The sequence below is a fragment of the Aquirufa sp. Wall-65K1 genome, assembly GCF_054558475.1.
This window is the reverse complement of record NZ_JBPXKD010000001.1, coordinates 227,998-251,421: the sequence shown is the minus strand read 5'-3', so window position 1 is coordinate 251,421 and position 23,424 is coordinate 227,998. Positions and strand designations below refer to the sequence as shown.

Below are 23,424 nucleotides of genomic sequence, written 5' to 3'. Positions count from 1 at the left end.
GCTTTTTTTATTGGACCTATAATTTTTGAATCAATTCCTGCAAAGAAAGCAATTCTTGCTCTCCACTTTCCATATTTTTCAGATTCAATTTATTTTGCAATAATTCTTGTTCTCCAAGAACCGCCACGTAGGGAATCTTCTTTTTGTCAGCAAATTCAAAGGGCTTTTTAATTTTTCCCATTTCAGGATAAATTTCAGATGGAATACCTTGCCTACGAAGTTCATTGACGTATTGAAAGGCTTGAGTTTGCCCTTCTTCATCAAAATAGGCGAATAATACCTTAGAACCACTGACGGGGATATTGGGAAAAAGATTCAAAGCGTCCATGACATCTATCATACGCTCAATACCAAATGATAAACCTACTCCTGACATATTAGGTAAACCAAAATCAGTAGTAAGGTTGTCATATCGACCTCCACCAGCTATGGATCCAAAAGGAATATCAATAGCCTTTCCTTCAAATATTAAGCCAGTATAATAACTTAAGCCACGAGCAAGGCGATAGTCAAACACAATATTGGTATTATCAAAGCCATTCTGTTGGATAAACTTCAATACATCCTCAATTTCTTTGATACCGGCTAGACCTAAATCATTGCCATTAAAAAATGCTCTAAGTCTATCTATTTTAGCTAAATTATTTCCTTCAAATACGATCAAATCAGCAAGAACCTGGCACTGATCTAATGAAAATCCTTTATCGGCTAATTCCTTTGATACGGCCTCCCAACCAATTTTATCTAATTTATCAATGGCCACAGCAAAATCCATAAAATGATCGGTCATGCCAATAACGTCGACCACCCCAGCTAGCACTTTTCGTGAATTGATTACAAGATTTGCTTTCAGATGAAGAGAACTAAATATAGCTTGGAATAATGTGATTAATTCCGCTTCATTTAATAAAGAATTAGACCCAATGATATCGGCATCGCATTGGTAAAACTCCCGATAACGACCTTTTTGTGGTCTGTCTGCTCTCCACACGGGTTGGATTTGATAGCGTCTAAAAGGAAAAGCCAAATCATTACGATTCATGGATACAAAGCGAGCAAAGGGAACGGTTAAGTCGTAACGTAAGCCTTTTTCACTGACCTTATATGTAAACTTTTTACTTCCTTCTTGGAAATCTTGCTCACTTAATTTGGAAAGATAGTCTCCGGAATTAAGAATTTTAAATAACAATTGATCACCTTCATCACCGTATTTACCAGTCAAGGTAGACAAATTCTCTATGGCAGGTGTTTCAATGGATTGAAAACCAAATTGTTCAAAATGCTTCCTAATGATATTGAAAACATAGTTTCTCTTGGCCATTTCTTTGGGACCAAAATCTCTTGTACCTCTTGCGTTACTGGGCTTTTGCATAATTTCAAAAAACAAATTTAATTAATCGAGCCTTATTATTTGATTAATAAACGATATTTCGTATTTTTGCACACCAAATTTATCAAGACATGGCCGTAACTAGACTAAAACGTAAAGACAGAAGAAATCACGCAGTAGCGAATAATAAAGTATCTGCTATCAAAATTTTAAAGCAGAGACCGATTATCAAATTGGTAGATGTAGAAGAAATCAAAGCAAGTTTCGCTAAATAAGCATTATTTCAGTAAAGAGAAACCGGTATATACCGGTTTTTTTTTATCCAAAAATTGCTGTAATTTGATTTTCTAAATCCATTATACATGAAAAAAATTACTCTTTTTTGCACAGCTATCTTAGCAGCAGGTGCATTTAGCTTACAAGCACAAGATCATCGTTTTATCGAAGAAAATCCAACCAAACCAGACAAAACCGAATTTTGGGATCCTGAAGTTCGTGTAGTTAATCCTGGTAAAATACCTTCAGATGCCATCGTTTTATTTGATGGTAAGAATTTAGATAATTGGGAAACCGTTAAAGATGGCAGCCCTGCTAAATGGAAAGTTGAAGATGGTGCCATGACCGTTGTTAAAGGTGCTGGTAATATTTCAACCAAGCAAAAATTCACAAATTATCAGTTACATATTGAATGGCGCTCCCCTATTGAACCTGAAACGTTGAAAAGTCAAGGAAAAGGAAATAGTGGTATTTTCATGCAAGGAATGTATGAGGTTCAAGTTTTGAATTCTTATCAAAATAGAAGTTACCGAAATGGGCAAGCTGGTAGTATTTATAAACAATCTGCTCCGTTGGTGAATGCGACTTCACCTATGGGAGAATGGAACACGTACGATATCATTTATACAGCCCCAAAATTTACCATCAACGGAGGAATTGATACTCCTGCTTACGTAACTGTCATACATAATGGCATTGTAGTACAAAATCATACTAAAATTCAAGGTACAACTGAGTACATTGGACAGCCTAAAAATCCAGTGCATGGTGCAGGACCAATCAGTTTACAAGACCATGGAAATCCAGTTAGTTTCCGCAACATTTGGATTCGTGAAATGTAATTTTTAATTCATTCTTTCGGGGAAGGTTTTTCTTAGAAAATACCTTCCCTTTTTTTATCCTATGAAATATTTCATTAGTTGGATTTTACGTAATATTCCCAGAAAATACATTCAGTTGGTCGCTCACCAATTATTAAAAATATACAGTATTTTTCTAAAAGGAAATAAAGTCCACTGCCCAATCTGCCAAGAAAATTTCTCAAAATTCCTTCCCTATGGAAGGTTACAACCCAGGGAAAATGCACTTTGTCCGTCTTGCCTAAGTCTAGAAAGACATCGTTTGATGTATCTATTTTTACAAAAGGAAACCAGTTTTTTTCAAAGTCAACCTAAGTTATTGCACATAGCACCCGAATATTGCTTCATTGATCGTTTTGAAAAGCTTTTAGGGGATAATTACATTACAGCTGATATTGAGTCTCCCTTAGCTAAAGTTAAGATGGATTTACATCATATACCCTTTGAGGACAACAGTTTTGATGCTGTCTTTTGTAACCACGTATTAGAACATGTTAAAGATGATGTACGTTGTATGCAAGAAATTCGTCGCGTTTTAAAACCTGATGGATTTGCCTTATGTCAAAGTCCGCAACGCTTAGATTTACCTACAACGTATGAAGATGCCAGCATTACGGATCCCAAAGAAAGAGAAATTCACTTTTTGCAAGATGACCATTTACGGATTTACGGTCGGGACTACGGCACGCAATTAGAAAAATCTGGATTTCAGGTAAATCCAATCAATATGATTGAAAAAATAGGTTTAGAGGAAAGTAAAAAAATGGCCTTGCCTTTAGGAGAAATCATTTATTTATGTCGTAAATAATTATATGAGATACGAAGCACTTCCAGCCCAGCTGTACATCAACAACCGTCAAAAATTAATCAAACAACTAGCACCAAAATCCATGGTGCTTATATTCTCTAACGATATCATGCCCACCAATGCGGATGGCAGCATGGGATTTAAGCAAAACTCTGATTTACTGTATTTATCTGGATTAGATCAAGAAGAGACTATTCTATTATTATATCCAGATGCACCAGAAGAGCATTTAAAAGAAATTGCTTTTGTTAGAGAAACCTCTGAATTGATATCCATTTGGGAAGGACATAAATTCACTAAAGAAGAAGCCGCGTCGATTTCAGGAATTAAGAATATACAATGGAATCAACAATTTGAGGCTATTTTACAAACTTTGGTATATACAGCTGAAAACATCTATTTGATTGACAATGAACACATTAGAAATAGTTCAGTCGTAGAAACCCAAAATGCACGTTATACTAAAAGCCTTCAAGCAAAATATCCAACCCATAGCTTTAAGCGATTAGCTCCCATTACGAATACCATTCGTATGAAGAAAGAGCCCGAAGAGCTACAAGCCATGCAAAAGGCCATAGATATCACGGAATCTGCTTTTAGAAGGGTATTGAATTTCACCAAACCGGGTGTAGGAGAATATGAAATTGAAGCCGAATTTATTCATGAGTTTATACGACTTAAGGGGGATGGATTTGCCTACACGCCGATTATTGCATCTGGAGCCAATGCTTGTGTTTTACATTATATTGAAAACAAGGAGATTTGCCATGACGGAGATTTAATTCTTTTAGATGTGGGTGCTGCATACGGAAATTACAATGCCGATATGACCAGAACAATACCTGTCAATGGTCGATTTAGTCCACGTCAAAAGGAGGTTTACTTAGCTGTTCATGATGTATTAAATTTTGCAAGTCAACTGATGCGTCCCACTATTTATTGGGTTGATTATCAAAAAGAAGTAGAAAGGTATATGGAGGGAAAATTGATTGATTTAGGTCTATTTTCCAGAGCTGACGTTGAAAAACAAGATAAAAATGCCCCATTATTCAAAAAGTATTTCATGCACGGAGTAGCCCATCATTTGGGTTTAGATGTGCATGATGTTTGGGATAAGTATAAACCTTTTGAAGCTGGCATGGTTTTAACTTGTGAGCCAGGTATATATATTCGTGAGGAGGGATTGGGAATAAGACTTGAAAACAATCTACTGATTACTGAGAACGGGACAGACAATTTGATGAAACACATTCCGATAGAATGGGATGAAATTGAAACCATCATGCATTCAGGAAAATAATCAGGCAATTTGCCATTTAATTAGCTAATAAATAGCTTTTCATGTGGATAGCCAAGTGGTCTTAGCTATATTTGTAAGATGGAAATATACTTTCCATTTTATTGAAATTTAAAATAATTAGTTTGTCTTCTAGACACATTGAATATACCCTTTGCTTTTGGTAGGTAATCTAACCATGACCTAGGTAAAACATAGATTAAATAAATGAAAAACCTTCGTAATTTTTGCATCATCGCCCATATTGACCACGGAAAAAGCACCTTGGCAGATCGATTGATTGAATTCACGAATACAGTACAAAAGCGAGATATGATGAATCAGCTTTTGGATGATATGGATTTGGAGAGGGAACGAGGAATAACCATTAAGTCTCATGCTATTCAAATGCAATATCCCAAAGATGGCGAGGTTTATACATTTAATTTAATTGATACCCCAGGCCACGTGGACTTCTCCTATGAAGTATCTCGTTCCATTGCTGCTTGTGAAGGCGCTTTATTAATTGTTGATGCTTCGCAAGGAATTGAAGCTCAGACTATTTCTAATTTGTATTTGGCCATCAATCATGATTTAGAAATTATCCCTGTTTTAAATAAGATTGATTTACCAGGCGCCATGCCAGAGGAGGTATCAGATCAAATTATTGATTTAATTGGTTGCAAAAAAGAGGATATCATTCATGCTTCTGGTAAAGAAGGAATAGGTATACAAGACATTTTGGATGCAGTAGTAACACGCATTCCAGCACCAAAAGGAAATCCAGAAGAACCATTACAAGCTTTAATTTTTGATTCAACTTTCAATTCCTATCGTGGTATTGAAGTTATTTTCCGTGTTTACAACGGTGAAATTCGAAAAGGAGATCGAGTTAAATTCATGAATACTGGAAAAGAGTATTATGCCGATGAAATTGGAACATTAGGTCTAGAGCAGGAACCAAAATCTATTATTAAAACAGGTGATGTAGGTTATTTAATTTCTGGTATTAAAGAAGCTAAAGAAGTCAAGGTTGGAGATACGATTACCCACGTAGCGAATCCATGTAAATCGGCCATTCAAGGTTTTGAAGAAGTAAAACCCATGGTTTTTGCGGGTATTTATCCCGTAGAAACCTCAGAATTTGAGGATTTGCGCGATGCCATGGAGAAATTGCAATTAAATGATGCTTCATTGGTTTGGGAACCTGAAACTTCCATGGCATTAGGCTTTGGTTTTCGTTGTGGTTTCCTAGGCATGTTGCACATGGAAATTGTCCAGGAGCGCTTAGAACGTGAATTTGATATGACCGTAATAACGACGGTGCCATCTGTAAAATTCAAAGTATTAACTACCGCCAATGAAGAATTATGGGTCTCTGCTCCTAGCGATTTACCTGAACCTAATTTAATTAACATCATTGAGGAGCCTTACATTAAGGCTCAAATTATTACCAAATCAGAATACACAGGAGTTATTATGAGCTTGTGTATGGATAAACGTGGTATTTTAATTAATCAAATATATTTAACCACGGATCGAGTAGAATTAACTTTTGATATGCCTTTGTCAGAAGTAGTATTCGACTTCTTTGATCGTTTAAAGACTATTTCTAGAGGATATGCCTCTTTAGATTACGAATACAAAGGTTATGAACCTGGAAACATGGTTAAATTAGACATCATGTTAAATGGGGAAAAAGTAGATGCTTTATCGGCCATTGTTCATCGTGATAAGGCTTATGATTGGGGAAAAAGATTATGTGAAAAATTACGTGAATTATTACCAAGACAACAATTTGAAATAGCGATACAAGCTGCTATTGGTCAAAAGATTATAGCTCGTGAAACAGTAAAAGCATTACGCAAAGACGTATTAGCTAAATGCTACGGAGGAGATATTTCACGTAAAAGAAAATTATTGGAAAAACAGAAAAAGGGTAAAAAGAGAATGCGTCAAGTGGGTAATGTAGAAATTCCTCAAGAGGCATTTATGGCAGTTTTAAAATTAGATTAATCAAATATTTTTACATAATAGTTTTCGAAACAGGCTTGTAAAGCTTAATTTTGAATTTTAAAAATAAGATAATGGCTGAAGTAATTAGAATGCCCAAGATGAGCGATACCATGATTGAAGGTGTGATCGCGAATTGGCTAAAGAAAGAGGGTGATGTAATCAAGTCTGGTGACATTATTGCTGAGGTGGAAACCGATAAGGCAACCATGGAATTGGAAAATTATGAGGATGGAACATTATTATATATTGGAGTCAAAGTAGGCGAAGCTGTTCCTGTAGATGGAATCATTGCTATTGTGGGTACTCCAGGAGAAGATTATTCAAGTTTATTAGCTGGCGCACCAGCTGCTCCTGTGGTTGTGGAAGCGAGTCCGGCACCCTTAGCAGAAGCAGCACCTGCTGCGCCAATCGCACCGGTAGTTGATCTTAGTGCTATCCCGGCAAAAGCTGTGAGGATGCCAAAAATGAGTGATACCATGGTGGAAGGTGTCATTGCTAAATGGTTAAAGAAAGTTGGCGATGTAGTTAAATCAGGTGATATTATTGCTGAGGTTGAAACTGACAAAGCTACCATGGAATTAGAAAACTATGAAGATGGTACTATCTTATACATTGGAGCAAAAGAAGGCGAAGGTGTTATAGTGGATGGTATCATCATGATTGTTGGTGAGCCAGGAACTGATTTCCAGCCATTATTACAACAAGCATCTGCCCCAGTAGCTTCGGCTCCAGCGCCAGTTGTAGTATCAGCTCCAGCTCCAGTAAAAGAAGCACCTAAAGCTGTAGAAACAAAAGCGACAGCATCATCTGGTATTCAAGCTGATTCAAAAGGTGGAATTATTAAAGCATCCCCCTTAGCTAAAGCCTTGGCTAAGGAAAAAAATATCAATTTAAATTGGTTGCAAGGAACAGGTGAAGGTGGAAGAATTACTAAATCGGATGTAGAAAACTATAAACCAAGTGCTGGAGGCGCCACAGGTAATTTCATCTCAGGGGAAGAAAGTTTTGAAGATATTCCAAATAGTCAAATGAGAAAGACAATCGCTCGTCGTTTGTCAGAATCTAAATTCAGTGCTCCTGAGTTTTATTTAACCATGGAAATTAACATGGATAAAGCGATGGAAGCACGTGTAAGTATGAATGAAGTTTTACCTGTTAAAATTTCATTTAACGACATGGTTATCAAAGCTGTTGCTTTATCCCTAGTAAAACATCCGAAAGTTAACTCCTATTGGATGGAAGATAGAATCCGTGTAAATAAACATGTTCACATTGGTATGGCAGTAGCAGTAGAAGATGGACTTTTAGTACCGGTTATTCGTTTTGCTAGTGAAAAATCCATTGCTCAAATCTCTGCAGAAGCTAAAGATTTAGGAGGAAAAGCAAAGAACAAACAATTACAACCTAAAGATTGGGAAGGTAATACATTTACTGTCAGCAATTTAGGCATGTTTGGTATCGACCAATTTACGTCTATCATTAACTCACCAGAATCATGTATTTTGGCTGTAGGTGGAATTAAAGAAACAGTAGGTGTAAAGAATGGACAGTTCTACGCTACCAATATTATGAAGTTAACTTTAACTTGTGATCATCGTGTGGTAGATGGTGCAACGGGTGCTGCGTTTTTATTAACTTTAAAACAGTATCTAGAGGATCCCATTAAGATGTTTATCTAAACAGAAATAATGGCAAGCCTCGAAAATTTCGGGGCTTGTCTATTTTAGGAAAATGACAAATATGAGCAATACAAATATTAGAATCGCAGTACAGAAATCAGGTAGACTGAGTGACGATTCATTGAAGTTATTTAAGGAATGTGGAATTAAATTTGAATCTGGCGGCTCTAAGTTGCGCTCTATTTCAAGTAATTTTCCTATTGAGTTTTTGTTTTTACGCGATGACGATATCCCAGGATATGTGGAAGATGGTGTGGCAGATTTGGGCGTTATTGGCTTAAACGTTTTGGAAGAGAATCGGAAGGATGTAGAAATTGTCAAAGAATTAGGATTTTCTAAGTGTCGTTTATCATTGGCCATTCCTCGAAATGAAGTTTATACTGACTTAAGCTATTTTGAAGGAAAAAATATAGCTACCTCCTACCCAAATTTGACGAATTCATTTCTGAAATCTCAAGGGGTTTCTGCTCATACTCATGAGATTTCTGGTTCCGTAGAAATTGCGCCGAGTATTGGTTTGGCTGAAGGAATCTGTGATATTGTATCAACTGGTGGAACGTTATTAAGTAATGGTTTAAAAGAAGTAGCCGAAGTGTTTAAAAGTCAGGCGGTACTAATTGCTAATAAATCATTAACTACAGAGAAGAAAAGTATTTTAGACAAACTTACATTTCGCATTGATTCAGTACAAAGAGGTCAAAATGCCAAATATGTTGTTTTAAATGCCGAAGAAAAGAATTTAGATAAAATTATAGCTTTGTTACCAGGAATGAAATCACCTTCTCGAGTGCCATTAGCAGAAAAAGGTTGGTATTCGTTGCACTCGGTAATTTCTGAAAATGATTTTTGGGAAATCATTGAGTCTCTACGGGAGGCGGGTGCACAAGGTATCTTAGTTTTACCTATTGAGAAAATGATTCTTTAGTATGATTCCTTTCATCAAATATCCCCCACTTGAAAACTTTGCAGAAATATGTCAAAGACCTAGCCTTGATGCTCAGTCCTTGGATCAAATTATTGCAGACATATATACTCAGGTTGGCACTTCAAGAGATCAAGCATTAAGAGATTTAACCTTAAAGTTTGAAAAAAGAGAAATACAAGACATACTTTATAGTTCCGCTGAAATTAACGAACTAGCTAATTTGGTACCTGAATCGCTTAAAAAAGCCATTCAACAAGCTTATGCTAATATTCATGCATTTCATGAGTCACAACAGTTCGTACCACAAAAAATAGAAACTAGTCCAGGTGTTTTATGCTGGCAAAAGGCAAGTCCTATTGAAAAAGTAGGTATTTATATACCGGGAGGAACTGCTCCCCTATTTTCAACCATATTAATGCTGGCAATACCAGCCAAAATAGCGGGTTGTAAAGAAATTGTATTATGTACACCTGCAGTACACCCAGCTATATTTTACACGGCTCAATTATGTGGTGTAACCAAAATGGCTAAAGTAGGTGGAGCTCAGGCAATTGCGGCTATGGCATTAGGAACAGAAAGTATTCCTAAAGTTTTTAAAATATTTGGGCCAGGTAATCAATATGTGACTGCAGCAAAGATGTTTGCAAATCACAAAGGAATTGCCATCGACATGCCAGCCGGTCCATCGGAAGTAGCCATCTATGCTGATTCTACTGCCAATCCAGCTTATGTTGCGGCAGATTTATTGTCGCAAGCTGAACACGGAGTTGATTCTCAAGTATTTTTAGTTGCCTTAGAGGAATCGTTTATTGAACAAACCCAGGTTGAACTTGAAAAACAAGTCAATGTATTAGAAAGAAGAGATTTAGCTTTAAAAGCTTTATTGAATTCAAAGGCAATTATGGTAAAAAATAGAGAAGAAGCTATACAATTATTGAATGAATACGCGGCTGAGCATTTGATTTTAGCTTGTGATGAAGCAGAAGATTTTGCAAATCACATATTCAATGCCGGCTCCATCTTTTTAGGTAATTACACACCAGAAGCTGCGGGCGATTACGCTTCCGGGACAAACCATACATTACCAACCAATGGATTTGCGAAAGCCTATTCAGGGGTAAATTTGGAAAGTTTTCAGAAAAAAATCACACTTCAGAGTATCAGTCAAGCTGGATTAGAGGGATTAGGTCAAAGTATCATAGCAATGGCAGAAGCTGAATCTTTGAAAGCACATGCTAATGCCGTGGCAATTCGATTAAATACACGTTCATGAATTTTCAGTCTATAATTTTACCACATATTTGGAATTTGAAACCTTATTCATCGGCTAGAGATGAATTTAAAGGTAAAGAAGGTATTTTTTTAGATGCCAACGAAAACCCCTTAGGATCTCCTCTTCCCGTTAATTGGAATCGATATCCTGACCCTATGCAATGGGATATAAAGCATGAATTGGCAGACATTAAACATATTCCTGTTGAACAAATATTTATTGGTAATGGATCTGATGAAGCGATTGATTTAATCATGCGAATGACCTGTGCAGGACAGGAAAATTCGATTATTTTATGCCCTCCAACTTACGGAATGTATGAGGTGAGTGCTTCTATCAATCATGTGAAAATTATTTCTGTTCCTTTAACAAAAGAATATCAATTAAATGTAAGTCAAATTTTATCATCTGTTCAGGCAGATACAAGAATAATCTTTATTTGTTCCCCAAATAATCCGACTGGTAATAAGATTAATCGAACTGATATTTATAAAATAATAGATAGCTTTCAACAAGGATTTGTTTTGATTGATGAGGCCTATATTGATTTTTCAGATGAACCTAGTTTCATACATGAATTAGATAAATATCCGAATGTCATAGTGATGCAAACGCTATCAAAGGCCTACGGATTGGCTTCATTGCGTTTGGGGATGGCATTTGCCAATCCACAAATTATTCAAATTTTAAACAAAATAAAGCCCCCATATAATATCAGTGGAGCAACACAAGCCCTAGTTTTAGAAGCATTAAAGAATAGAGAATTTTTATTTAATTCCATCCAACAAATAAATCATGCAAAAAATACGTTAATTTCAAAGTTGGAAGCAATGCCTCAGGTAGTCAAGGTTTACCCATCTCAAGCTAATTTTATATTAGTTAAGATGGAAAGAGCGCAGGAATTATTTAATTATTTGATTTCTCAAAAAGTTATTACAAGAAGTCGAACCAATGTCGCTTTATGTGAGGATTCCATTCGAATTACTGTTGGTTTGCCTGAAGAGAACCAAATTTTAATTCAAAAAATACAAGAATTTTATTCTTAACAATATGTTAAAAAAGAGCCTTTTCATCTTTTTATTTACTTGTTTATCCACGTTTGCTTTTGGTCAAATTCAAGAGTGGGCATCTGGATTCAGAATTGGAGAACCAGGAGGCTTTATGGCTCGTAGATACCTAAGTAATGGGATAAATGCTATAGAAGTCAATGTTGGTGCTTATGGTGGTTTATGGGGAACTGACCGTAATTACAAAGATGGCACTTTTAAAAATATTGGATTTACCATGAATGCTTTGTATTTGTGGCATCATCCTACCCTAGTTAATTCAGATATACATACTTATTATGGATTTGGTCCACAATATACTTCTAGGGACTTATATGCAAAGGGAAGTACAACACCAACCAACAATGGAGGGTTTGGAGCAGCAGCCGTTGGTGGAATTGAATTTTATCCAGTAGATGCGCCAAATTTATCCTTTTTTGGAGAAGTAGGTTTTTATAATGAAATAGCTCCCAACCCGTTCTTTTTTCATCTTCAAGGGGGTATAGGTGTACGGGTAAATTTCTAAGTAATATTGTAAATTCCCTAAAAAATCATGACATTTGCAGTCTAGCATGGGGATGTAGCTCAGTTGGCTAGAGCGCTTGCATGGCATGCAAGAGGTCGTCGGTTCGAGCCCGATCTTCTCCACCAAGAGATTTGTCAAATTTTGAAAATTTGACAAATCTTCTAATCGGGTAGTCTATTTTAAATCACCACCTAGTACAAACGTACTCTCTATCAGTCTAATTTTTGCTAATTAAACTGATAATTAAATGAAACAATCTGATAATTTATAGACGATCTTTGAAAGATTCGTAACCAAAACTTTTGTACAAGACAAAGTTTTGATTCGTATCAATTTTACCAATACTAGGTAAATTTACGCCATTGAAGGTGGTGGTTTTAACCATGGTATAGTGAATCATATCTTCCAAAATGATTTCATCCCCTATTTTCAAGGGTTCTTCAAAAGAATAATCACCATAATAATCACCAGCTAGGCAGGTCATTCCACCAAATCGGTAGGTAGGTTTTCCTAACTGTGGCTCAGAATTTGCAAACCGAATTCGAGGTTTATAAGGCATTTCTAAAGTATCAGGCATATGGGCGGCAAATGATACATCTATAATAGCCACATCAATACCTGCAGAATGTACAATATCTAACACGGTAGATTTCAAAAACCCTGTTTGCCAACCTACAGCAGAACCAGGTTCTAAAATGATGGATAAATTGGGGTATTTAGCTTTAAACCTTTTTAATAATTGAATTAAGTGGTCGACTTGATAATCTGCACGGGTAATTAAATGCCCGCCCCCCAGGTTTAACCACTTGATCTTTGGCAATAAATCACCAAATTTTTCATCAATAACAGCTAATGTTCTTTCTAAAACAAAAGAATCATTTTCACATAAGGTGTGTGAATGTAAACCTTCTATTCCCTCAGGTAAAGAATCACCTAAATCAGATCGACGAATACCCAATCTTGAACCTGGTACGCATGGATTATACATGTCCGTTTCAACCTCCGCATATTCAGGATTGATTCGTATACCACATGAAATACCTTTTTGGGCAGCTCTGGAATAAAACTGATGATATTGATTTAAAGAATTAAATGAAAGGTGACTCGTATAAGATGTCAATTCTTCAAATTCTTTTTCTAAGTAAGCGGGTGAATAAACATGGCACTTAACCTTCATTTCTTCATGGGCCAACCTTGCCTCATGCAGGGAGCTTGCTGTGGCCCCTGCTAAATATTGCCTAACTAAAGGGAATTCATGATAAAAAGAAAACCCCTTTAAAGCACAGATAATCTCAATATCAGCTTCTTTCTGTACTTTTTGTAAAAGCTTGAGATTATTCAGCAATAAATTCTCCTCCAATACAAAGCAAGGTGAAGGTATAGAAGCATAAACTTCTCTCGGTCTAGTACTCATGAGGAAGTGTGATATTATGCAACTCATGCCAAGGTAATCCATGAATTTGCAACATTTCCATAAAAGGATCTGGATTAAACTCTTCTACGTTAAATACACCTGGTTTCATCCATTCTCCCTGTATCATCAGGCTTGCACCAATCATGGCTGGTACGCCAGTCGTATAACTAACGCCTTGTGCCTGAACTTCTTTGTAACATTCTGCATGGTGACAGTTATTGTATACGTAGTATGTAGCATCTTGGCCATCTTTAACACCTTTAATTTGGCATCCAATGGAAGTTTGACCCGAATAGTTTTCACCCAAGGTACCCGGTTCCGGAAGAACAGCTTTTAAAAATTCCAAAGGAACAATATCCATTCCATTGAATTTAATTGGTTGTATGGAAGTCATACCTACGTTTTGCAATACCTCCAAGTGGGTTAAATAAGCCTGACCAAAAGTCATCCAAAAACGAGCACGCTTCAAAGTTGGGAAATTTTTAGTCAAAGATTCTAACTCCTCATGGTATAATAAATACGACTCCTTAGGGCCAATATTAGGATATTCAATAGGCTTATGTATGGACATAGCATCTATTTCAACCCACTGACCATTTTCCCAATATTTCCCTTTTTGCGTGATCTCACGGATATTAATTTCAGGATTAAAATTAGTAGCAAAGGCCTTGCCATGGTCTCCAGCATTACAATCAATAATATCCAAATAGTGCATTTCATCAAAGTAATGCTTGTTGGCATAAGCGGTATAAACACCTGTTACACCAGGGTCAAAACCACAACCCAGCAATGCCATTAATCCAGCTTCCTTAAATCGCTCTTGATATGCCCATTGCCAAGAATACTCAAATTTGGCTTCATCTTTGGGTTCATAATTAGCCGTATCTAAATAATGAACACCCGTTGCTAAACAGGCATCCATGATGGTTAAATCTTGATATGGTAAAGCCACATTGATTACCATGTAAGGCTTTTCTTCAGTAAACAATTGAATAAGCTCTGGAACTGAATCTGCATCCACTTTTCGAGTTTTGATGGCAATAGGTAAACCTATCTCCTTGGCTTCTTGAGCGATAGCATCGCATTTTGATAATGTTCTAGAAGCTAAGACCACTTCAGAAAAAAACTGGGGATTCATTGCGCATTTTTTCGCTACCACGTTTCCTACTCCACCTGCACCAATTACAATTACCTTTTTCGACATAGTTTTATTTAAAAAGAATGCAAAAATACATCAAGCATTGCTTTTATCCTTCAAGCTTGCATTAATTTTTAAATGGTCGAATAATTTTTACAAAACTTTTAAGCCAATAAGATGAATATAAATTATCTTCCCTCACTCCTTTGGAGGTACTAGCATGTAGAAAATATACCTCATTAGCCGATTTAATTTGGGAAATAATACCAGAATGATTGATGATATTTTTTTGACTGGTGGCAAAAAATATCCAATCCCCGACTTGAGCTTGCTGAATTGAAACAGGTAAGCCAAACTGAGATTGATCTTTTGACAATCTAGGTATCTGAAAATTTTGATCTGAATACATTCGAAATAACAAACCAGAACAATCCATACCTTTTTTATCCGTCCCTCCCGTACGATACGGAATACCTCGATAAGTTAAACCAGATTGTATGATTTGATCAATTTCTCTTAAACTAAAATTGTTTTCTATGGCTTCTTTCCTAGATATGCCTAAAAATTGAATTGTTTTTTTCCAAAGTGAGCAGGAAGATAAAATCAGGATACTACAAATTACATAAGCAAATCTTTTATACATAATTAACTTCTTTATCCTCCGTGTAGATAATTACTCCCTTGACATCACTATGGCCCATTTTCCTCAAAGCTTCACAATAAGTATTAACTTGTTCAATATGTTTCACATCTTTTTTACCCGTTTTATAATCTACCACCATCAATGCATCGTTTCTTTTAACCACTCGGTCAGGACGAATAACATTTCCATCAGGTAATAAAATATCCTCCTCAGAAAAATATAGTTCATCCGGTTTAAAAAACTGCTTTATCTCATCAATTTTAAGCAAATCAATCACTTCAGGTAAGAGAGTATTTTCATCTATTTCTTCATAAGATTTCAATTTTTCTAATTGCTCATGAATGATTTTACCTTTTTCTCTTTTTTCTTTTGCTAAGGTATATAAATCGGTTTGTGAAGATTTAACTCGCAACAATGGTTTATTAAAGGTTTGAGCTTGTAGAATTACATTCACTTGTTGGTCCTTTTCTAAACCAGAATGTTTTCTTACAAAGGAAGCAGATTGACGAATTAAATAATAAGAACTACTTTCTTGAAAGGCAGGATCGGCATGGCTTGGATAGGTATTTGGATTAATTTGATGAGATTTTAGGTAATCTACCAAGATTTGACCTATTGATTGTTTAAAAGTAGTTTTTGTTCTTGAATGGGCTTCCGAATGAGGCTCTGATAATAAAATATGCAAATGCTGCTTGGCTCTAGTACTAGCTACATACATCATATTTAAAGAATCTAGGAAAATAGCATCTAATTCTTTCTTTTTTTGTTCGGCTAAAAAAGGAAAATGGTCTAGGTCACTGGCATTTGCCCTTGCATAAAAGTAAGGTAAATTGCCTTTTTCCTCTACATAAAATTCATCATCCGTTTCATCTAATTTTAACCATATCTTATCTCGTTCACTGACTTGATGGGACCAAGTCGCAAAAGGAAGTATCACTACAGGATATTCAAGCCCCTTTGACTTGTGAATACTGGTAATGGTGATAGCATCTACATTTTCTGGACAAGAAATACTGAAACTATGTTTATTTAAATCAAAATAGTTGATAAATTCTTCAATGGATGAAGTGTTTTTCAGAGAAAACTCATGAATAATATCCAAGAATTTTAACAGGTATTCAACTCCTTCGCCTTGATTGAACAAATCAAAAATTCCCAAAATTTGATAAACAGTATCAAATAAATCATCTCCTTCCCACACCTTATCCAAAGAAATACCCCAATAATCTTGTACATACTGATGAAGATTTTTTTGGTGGTTGGCATTTTTAATATTTCGATTTTGTAGAAAATCCAAGGCTTCTAAAGATATAGGTTTACCCAAGGCATCTGCTAAGGCATAAGCAGCCTCAAAAAGTAATACTTGTTTCGATGAATCAACTTTAATTTTTAGCAAGGCCATGATAAAGGACACTTGAGAAGAATAATACACCAATAAAGAGTCTGCAGAAATTACTGGATACCCTGCCTCCTTTAGCTGAATAGCTAAAAATTGTGCTTGCTTGTTTTTACGGGTCAATATTGAAATATCGCCTAATTGAAAACCAAGAGACAAATTGTGTTCAATTAAATGAATTACTTGTTGAAACATCCATTCAGATTCACAATCTTGATTTTCTTTTGTGTTCAAAGGTTTATGATACAAATAAAAATCCACCAAACCTGACATTTTTTGAGAGGAAATCTTAGGTTCCTGAACCATATTTTGACCATACACAGGTTCCAACAAAGCACTAAAATTTTGATATTCAGCTTGTTGGGATATCCACGTAAACAAGTCATTATTAAATTCCACTATTTCGGGAGCACTACGGTAATTACTTTCTAATTGATTTAAATTGATTTGATTCATCAAATATTCAAAACGCCCCTGGTCTAATTCAGACTCATTTATTTTATTTCCTAATAAAACAGGATTTTGAGTAGACAATGAAGCTATCAAACCAACTTCACCTCCTCTAAATTTATAAATGGATTGTTTGGCGTCTCCGACTAATAAATTTCTTTTACCCAATGAAACCGTATTTTCCAGCAAGGGCATAAAGTTTTTCCATTGTAAAATAGAGGTATCTTGAAACTCGTCTATCAAAATATGGAAATATCGATCACCTAACTTTTCATATATAAATGGCACTGGATCTTGTGAAATTATTTCGTTGATTCTACGCGCAAATTCTGAAATAGAAACACTGGATTGTTCTTTTTGATAAACTTGATATTCTTCATTTATGGATGAAATCAAGGCTATTTTTTTTAAATCTTTGGCTACTAATTTATAAAGTAGATAGCGCCTAATCTCATCATCATATAATTGAATAAATTCCTGTGCTAAATCGGATAACCTATCTGAAATACCCTCGATTCGAATTTTATTCATTGGGGCTGCTTTAGCTGCATACCATTTGTTTTGTTCAAAAGCTTTTCTGATCGATGAATAATTTTCCATTTTAAAACCTCGGGCCAGCACAACTTTTCTAAATGAATTGATTGGTCCTTTGGTGCCAAGGGCAAATTCTGTTTCAGGAACAGCAATTGAATCAGCTAAATCAATAATTTGCTTGGCCAAAACAACTAATTGATTTTCAACTAATTGAATTTTATTAGTTAATTGATTTTCAATAAGTAAAAAGTCGGACATAGCAAAAGCATCCATACTGGGTTTGATGGAAAAATATTGCTCATCGAAAGATATTCGCAAAAAATCGATCAAACTTTGCCTAATCCGATTCCAATTTCTGCCATCCAATACCTCTTGACGAGCAAATGATAGCACCAAGGCCGTCAACTCAGAATCACCCGCATGATTTACCTTATCAAGTAATTGATCCATTAAATCATTCATTAATGAATTAATATCTAAAATCACTTCAAATTGACTGGGCAAGTTTAGTTCCTCAACGAAGGAACTACTGAGCCTTTGCACAAAGGCATCAATCGTCATTACAGAAAATAGCCCATAATCTTGTAATATTTGTTGTAAGGTAACCGATGCCCTTATCGACAACTCTTCTAAACTCACTATGATTCCCTCATTAGCCAAATCATCTTGAATACGTTGCAATAACTGCAAAGATTCTTGCTGAGCTTTTTCAGCCATATCCAGAAAATTTGGATAGGCTGCTATTCCCGATAAGGCCTTGATTATTCTAGAACGCATTTCCTCTGCCGCCTTAATGGTAAAGGTAACAGCTAGAATTCTACGGAAATAACCACGAGATTCTACTTCGCGCAAAGATAATTTCAGGTATTCCAATGTTAGCGTATAGGTTTTACCGGACCCGGCAGAAGCAGAAAAAAGTTGTAATGGGGAGGCTAACATGAAAAAACTGTTTAGAATGCAAGATAAAATAAAAATAGGATTAATTCGGTGTGCCTTTTATTGCTATCTTTGTTTCCCGTAACCAAACAAACAAATTCCCAATGTCAGGTAAAGGGACCACAAAGAAATCAAAGTACATTTTCGTTACGGGTGGAGTAACTTCTTCATTAGGTAAAGGCATCATAGCGTCTTCTTTAGCCAAGCTTTTGCAGGCCAGAGGATTAAGCTGTACCATTCAAAAATTCGATCCATATATTAATATTGATCCAGGAACATTAAATCCTTATGAACATGGGGAATGTTATGTTACGAATGATGGCGCTGAAACCGACCTAGATTTAGGCCATTACGAGCGATTCTTAAATACGCCCACTAGTCAGGCAAACAATATTACCACCGGTAGAATTTATCACAATGTAATTACCAAAGAAAGAAGGGGTGATTATTTAGGTAAAACGGTTCAAGTAGTGCCTCATATTACTGACGAAATCAAACGAAACATTTTACTCTTAGGTGAGACTGGTAAATTTGATATAGTTATTACTGAAATCGGAGGTTGTGTCGGAGATATTGAATCCTTACCTTTCATTGAAGCTGCTCGACAGTTAAAATGGGATTTAGGAGAGAAAAATACCTTATTTATACATCTGACGCTTATCCCCTATTTAAGTTCTGCAGGTGAATTAAAAACTAAACCTACTCAACACTCGGTTAAGACTTTATCTGAATCAGGAATACAACCCGACATTTTAGTTTGTAGAACAGAGCATCCTTTACCTCAAGAGATGAAGCGTAAAATTGGCCTATTCTGTAACGTAACCGAACAGGATGTTATAGAAGCCATGGATGCTGAGACCATTTATGATGTTCCATTATTAATGAAAGAGGAACGTTTGGATAGTCGAGTATTATACAAATTAGATATTTACAACGATAAAGATTCTAATTTAGTCAATTGGAAAAACTTTTTAACCAAATTAAAAAATCCAAAATTCGAAATATCCATTGGATTAATTGGAAAGTATGTTGAACTAAAAGATTCATATAAGTCCATTGCAGAGGCATTTATACATGCTGGTGTAGCCAACGAAATTAAAGTAAATGTTAAGTGGATTTCGTCTGAAACGATGGATGATGAAAACATTCAAGAAACCTTAGCTGGATTGGATGGAATCTTAGTAGCTCCAGGATTTGGAGAAAGGGGTATTCAAGGTAAAATCAATGCGGTGAAATTTGCTCGTGAAAACAAAATTCCATTTTTAGGGATATGTTTAGGAATGCAATGTGCGGTGATTGAATTTGCGCGTAATGTCATCGGATTAGAAGATGCGCATTCTTTTGAAATGAATCCTGAGACTCCTTATCCAGTAATTGATATCATGGAGGATCAGAAAAAAGTTTCTGAAAAAGGTGGTACAATGCGTTTAGGAGCTTATCCTTGTAAAATTGAAAAAGGTACATTAGCTCATAAAATTTATGGTAAAACAGCCATTCAAGAGCGCCATAGGCATCGTTATGAATTTAACAATACTTTTTTAGATCAGTTTCATCAAGCAGGTATGCTTACCTCAGGTTTAAACCCTGATAGTAATTTGGTTGAAATCGTGGAATTACCGAATCATCCATTTTTTGTGGGTGTTCAATTTCACCCAGAATATAAGTCGACAGTAGAAGCTCCATCGCCTCTGTTTGTTCATTTTGTTAAAGCAGCATACCAACATGCTGTTCCTTTTATAAAAAATTCAAAATAGTATTTAGATATATCTTATGGATAGGAATTCAGTTACCGGTATTGTATTGATTTTAGCCATGTTATTAGGCTATCAATACTTCTTTGCACCCAAAGAACCGATTAAGAGTGAAACAAGTACCAAAACCGTAGCAAGTAACAAAAAGATAGATTCTTTAAAAGCTCCTCTTTCTCCTGCGGTAAGTCCAACATTGGATTCCTCAGCTTTAGTTGTTAAGGAGGAAATTTTTGTCCTAGAAAACAAGGATATTCAAGTTCAGCTAAGCAATTACGGAGGTAAAATTGTTTCAGTTACCCTAAAGAATTATGAATCATACAAAAACTATAATCAAGGCATTAAAGCAGGATTAAAGTTGTTTGATTCAAAAAAGGATCAATTCGATGTAGAGCTTCCAATCTCTGGCAAAAAAATAAAGTTGAATGATCTAGCTTATCAGGCAAAATCAAGTGCACAAAGTATAGAATTTACAAGCACTTTGCCTTCTGGAAAGATCATTAAACAAACCTATAGCCTCCCAAAAGAAGGATTTGAGTTAAACTATGCCATTGATGCTAAATCTTTAGGTACCGATTTAGGAGCTGAGTACCAAATTCATTGGAAAGAGAATATTCATCAAACGGAGAAAGATATTGCCGAGGAAAGAAAAGCAACCATCAACTATCTTTTACATGAAGATGAAGAATTTGATTATTTGTCTGAGAACCCATCGGCCAATGAAGCAGAAAATATCACCGCCAAGCTGGATTGGGTTACCTTTAAAAAGAAATATTTCATAGCTGGTTTAATCCCCCAAGGTTTTCAATTTCAAAAGGCCTATTTAAGTAGTACCCCTAACTTAAATGACTCTTTGAACATAAAAACCTTAGATGCGAATATCATAGGTTCATCACAAGATTTACTCGCAGGTAAATCTAGTTTTAAATTTTACTTTGGACCAAATGATTATTCCATCATTAAACACGTAGCACCATCTTTTGGGAAAAATGTCAAATTGAGTTATGACTTTTTACTTCCTATCACCCGCTATGTGTTTGTCCCTCTATTCGACTTTTTAGAAAGTATTGTTTCTAATTATGGTTTGCTAATCGTTTTATTGGTATTGATTATCAAAACTGCCTTATTGCCCTTAACATACAAGTCTTATGTATCTATGGCCAAAACTAGAATTTTGGCACCAGAAATAGCGGCAATCAAAGAAAAAATTGGGGATGATGCTGCTAGAGTTCAGCAAGAAACCATGAAGTTATATGGTGAAGTAGGTGTGAATCCCCTAAGTGGTTGTATCCCTGTATTAGCTACCATGCCTGTTCTAATGGCCGTGTTTATGTTATTTCCGAATTTAATTAACCTAAGACAGGAATCTTTTTGGTGGGCAAATGACTTATCTACTTTTGATTCTGTATTAGACCTGCCATTTAGTATACCATTTTATGGTTCTCATGTTAGTTTGTTTTGTTTGTTAATGACCTTGTCTCAATTAGCCTATGGTTATTATAACAACCAAATCACACCAGATCAACCAGGTCAACCGATCAATATGAAAATGATGGCTTATGTTACTCCTGTCATTTTTATGTTTGTAATGAACTCATTTCCTGCAGGATTAAGTTTCTATTACTTTGTTTCCAATTTAGTAACGATTGGCCAACAATTAGCCATTCGTAAATTTGTTGATGAGGATAAAATCAAGCGTCTCTTAGATGAAAACCGTAAGAAAATAGCTGCAGGTGGTGGTGCAAAAAAATCACGTTTTTCACAGTACCTTCAGACGCAAATGAAGGCGATTGAGGAACAACAAAAAGAACAAAAGAACACCAATACTAAGAAGAAGAAATAATATGGAGTCATTAAGTGCTTCCTATTTTGAACGGGCACAAGCTGTAATACCTGGTGGAGTTAATTCACCGGTACGAGCATTTAAATCGGTGGGTGGTTCGCCCCTATTCATTCAATCAGCTAAAGGAGCGTATTTGAAAGATGTGGATGGCAAAGAATACCTAGATCTAATTGGATCATGGGGACCCATGCTTTTTGGCCAAGCTCATCCTAGCATCGAAAATGCTGTAAGAGAAGCCTTAGCCAATGGATTTTCATTTGGTGCACCTTCTTATAATGAGGTCTTAATTGCAGAAAAAATTGTTTCCATGATTCCTTCCATCGAAAAAGTTCGATTGGTAAATTCAGGAACCGAAGCCACTATGGCTGCCATTCGATTGGCAAGAGCTTACACCAAAAGAGATAAAATCATCAAATTTGAAGGTTGTTATCATGGTCATGGAGATTCATTTTTAATTGCAGCCGGTTCTGGAGTAGCTACTCTAGGTACCCCTGATAGTCCCGGTGTAACAGTATCTACTGCTAAAGATACCTTGACAGCTATTTACAATGATTTAGACTCATTAAAGCACCTATTTGAAGCTAATCCCAATGCCATATCAGCAGTAATATTAGAACCAGTTGTTGGTAATATGGGACTAGTACTTCCAGAACCAGGGTTTATAGAAGGAATTAAACAACTCTGCGAGGCAAATGGTAGTCTATTAATGTTTGATGAGGTTATGACGGGCTTTAGGCTGTCAGCTTCTGGATACCAAGGACTAATTGATGTTCAACCTGATTTAACCACTTTAGGTAAAATCATTGGTGGTGGCTTGCCGGTAGGTGCATATGGAGGAAAGGCTGAAATTATGAATATGATTGCTCCCGCTGGACCTGTTTATCAAGCTGGTACTTTATCCGGAAATCCACTTGCCACGACGGCAGGATTAGCCATGTTAAATTTAATCACTGAACATCCTGAGGTTTATCAAGAATTAGATAAAAAAGGAAAAGCTTTGGCTGAAGGAATACGTCAACAAATAGCTGATCTTCAAATAGATGGATTTGTCAACCAAATAGGTTCTATGTTTACTTTGTTCTTTACTAAAACAGCAGTGAAGAATTTTAGCGATGCAAAGACCTCAGACACAAGCAAATTTGGTATATACTTTAGAGAAATGTTGAACCAAGGAGTTTATTTACCTCCATCACAATTTGAGTCTTGGTTTTTATCTGCTGCTTTAGACGAATCACATATTGAGCACATACTAAAAGCTAGTAAAATAGCCTTAGAGAAAACGAGGAAAGCATAATTGCCCTACTCAA

The 23,424-nt window shown here is 35.8% G+C and carries 18 protein-coding genes and 1 tRNA gene; 14 read left to right on the top strand and 5 right to left on the bottom strand.

All coding sequences use genetic code 11. The annotated features are described in order from the left end of the window. Positions 1 to 16: 16 nt before the first annotated feature. A complete protein-coding gene (gene hisS / locus ACST15_RS01125; protein WP_459452816.1) occupies positions 17 to 1,372 on the bottom strand; it encodes a histidine--tRNA ligase in 1,356 nt (451 codons plus the stop codon). An 89-nt stretch (positions 1,373 to 1,461) separates the two neighbouring features. Between hisS and ACST15_RS01120 the strand changes: the two genes are divergently transcribed. From ACST15_RS01120 to ACST15_RS01070, 11 genes are all read left to right on the top strand, one after another. Beyond that, the gene (locus ACST15_RS01120; RefSeq protein WP_193495299.1) at positions 1,462 to 1,605 is read left to right on the top strand and encodes a hypothetical protein; all 144 of its coding nucleotides are present in this window, start codon (positions 1,462 to 1,464) and stop codon (positions 1,603 to 1,605) included. A gap of 87 nt (positions 1,606 to 1,692) precedes the next feature. Further along, complete coding sequence (locus tag ACST15_RS01115; protein ID WP_459452815.1) at positions 1,693 to 2,448, top strand: 3-keto-disaccharide hydrolase; 756 nt, start codon at positions 1,693 to 1,695, stop codon at positions 2,446 to 2,448. Positions 2,449 to 2,509: 61 nt separating this feature from the next. Continuing rightward, positions 2,510 to 3,274 carry a class I SAM-dependent methyltransferase gene (locus ACST15_RS01110; protein ID WP_459452814.1) on the top strand — a complete coding sequence of 255 codons (765 nt, stop codon included), beginning with the start codon at positions 2,510 to 2,512 and terminating at the stop codon, positions 3,272 to 3,274. A 4-nt stretch (positions 3,275 to 3,278) separates the two neighbouring features. After that, entirely contained in the window at positions 3,279 to 4,574 is a 1,296-nt protein-coding gene (locus ACST15_RS01105) for an aminopeptidase P N-terminal domain-containing protein (protein ID WP_459452813.1), read from the top strand. Between the two features lie 204 nt (positions 4,575 to 4,778). Next, positions 4,779 to 6,566: a translation elongation factor 4 gene (gene lepA / locus ACST15_RS01100; RefSeq protein WP_459452812.1), complete on the top strand. Its 1,788-nt coding sequence runs from the start codon at positions 4,779 to 4,781 to the stop codon at positions 6,564 to 6,566. 71 nt (positions 6,567 to 6,637) lie between these two features. After that, positions 6,638 to 8,245 (top strand): 2-oxo acid dehydrogenase subunit E2, encoded by a 1,608-nt coding sequence (locus tag ACST15_RS01095; RefSeq protein ID WP_459452811.1) that lies wholly within the window; start codon positions 6,638 to 6,640, stop codon positions 8,243 to 8,245. A 61-nt stretch (positions 8,246 to 8,306) separates the two neighbouring features. Next, entirely contained in the window at positions 8,307 to 9,170 is an 864-nt protein-coding gene (gene hisG, locus ACST15_RS01090; protein ID WP_459452810.1) for an ATP phosphoribosyltransferase, read from the top strand. A gap of 1 nt (position 9,171) precedes the next feature. Beyond that, the gene (gene hisD, locus ACST15_RS01085) at positions 9,172 to 10,443 is read left to right on the top strand and encodes a histidinol dehydrogenase (RefSeq protein WP_459452809.1); all 1,272 of its coding nucleotides are present in this window, start codon (positions 9,172 to 9,174) and stop codon (positions 10,441 to 10,443) included. Beyond that, positions 10,440 to 11,489, top strand: a complete 1,050-nt coding sequence (gene hisC, locus ACST15_RS01080; protein WP_459452808.1) for a histidinol-phosphate transaminase — start codon at positions 10,440 to 10,442, stop codon at positions 11,487 to 11,489. The genes hisD and hisC overlap by 4 nt, the downstream gene beginning before the upstream one ends. Positions 11,490 to 11,493: 4 nt before the next feature. Next, positions 11,494 to 12,015 (top strand): hypothetical protein, encoded by a 522-nt coding sequence (locus ACST15_RS01075; protein ID WP_459452807.1) that lies wholly within the window; start codon positions 11,494 to 11,496, stop codon positions 12,013 to 12,015. A gap of 48 nt (positions 12,016 to 12,063) precedes the next feature. Continuing rightward, a tRNA-Ala gene (locus ACST15_RS01070) sits at positions 12,064 to 12,140 on the top strand. Between the two features lie 140 nt (positions 12,141 to 12,280). Here the strand turns inward: ACST15_RS01070 and nspC are convergent. The 4 genes from nspC to ACST15_RS01050 form a co-directional block, all read right to left on the bottom strand. Continuing rightward, positions 12,281 to 13,429: a carboxynorspermidine decarboxylase gene (gene nspC / locus ACST15_RS01065; protein ID WP_459452806.1), complete on the bottom strand. Its 1,149-nt coding sequence runs from the start codon at positions 13,427 to 13,429 to the stop codon at positions 12,281 to 12,283. Then, on the bottom strand, positions 13,419 to 14,633 hold the full coding sequence (locus ACST15_RS01060; protein ID WP_459452805.1) for a saccharopine dehydrogenase family protein: 1,215 nt from the start codon (positions 14,631 to 14,633) through the stop codon (positions 13,419 to 13,421). The genes nspC and ACST15_RS01060 overlap by 11 nt, the downstream gene beginning before the upstream one ends. A 61-nt stretch (positions 14,634 to 14,694) precedes the next feature. Beyond that, complete coding sequence (locus tag ACST15_RS01055; RefSeq protein ID WP_459452804.1) at positions 14,695 to 15,210, bottom strand: C40 family peptidase; 516 nt, start codon at positions 15,208 to 15,210, stop codon at positions 14,695 to 14,697. Continuing rightward, the gene (locus tag ACST15_RS01050) at positions 15,203 to 18,529 is read right to left on the bottom strand and encodes a UvrD-helicase domain-containing protein (RefSeq protein WP_459452803.1); all 3,327 of its coding nucleotides are present in this window, start codon (positions 18,527 to 18,529) and stop codon (positions 15,203 to 15,205) included. The genes ACST15_RS01055 and ACST15_RS01050 overlap by 8 nt, the downstream gene beginning before the upstream one ends. 101 nt (positions 18,530 to 18,630) lie before the next feature. On the opposite strand from ACST15_RS01050, the gene ACST15_RS01045 reads away from it, so the two are divergent. The 3 genes from ACST15_RS01045 to hemL are packed head-to-tail and all read left to right on the top strand — an operon-like array spanning position 18,631 to position 23,411. After that, positions 18,631 to 20,280: a CTP synthase gene (locus ACST15_RS01045; RefSeq protein ID WP_459452802.1), complete on the top strand. Its 1,650-nt coding sequence runs from the start codon at positions 18,631 to 18,633 to the stop codon at positions 20,278 to 20,280. 16 nt (positions 20,281 to 20,296) lie between these two features. Next, positions 20,297 to 22,117 carry a membrane protein insertase YidC gene (yidC, locus tag ACST15_RS01040; protein ID WP_459452801.1) on the top strand — a complete coding sequence of 607 codons (1,821 nt, stop codon included), beginning with the start codon at positions 20,297 to 20,299 and terminating at the stop codon, positions 22,115 to 22,117. A 1-nt stretch (position 22,118) separates the two neighbouring features. Beyond that, positions 22,119 to 23,411: a glutamate-1-semialdehyde 2,1-aminomutase gene (hemL, locus tag ACST15_RS01035; protein WP_459452800.1), complete on the top strand. Its 1,293-nt coding sequence runs from the start codon at positions 22,119 to 22,121 to the stop codon at positions 23,409 to 23,411. Positions 23,412 to 23,424: the final 13 nt, after the last annotated feature.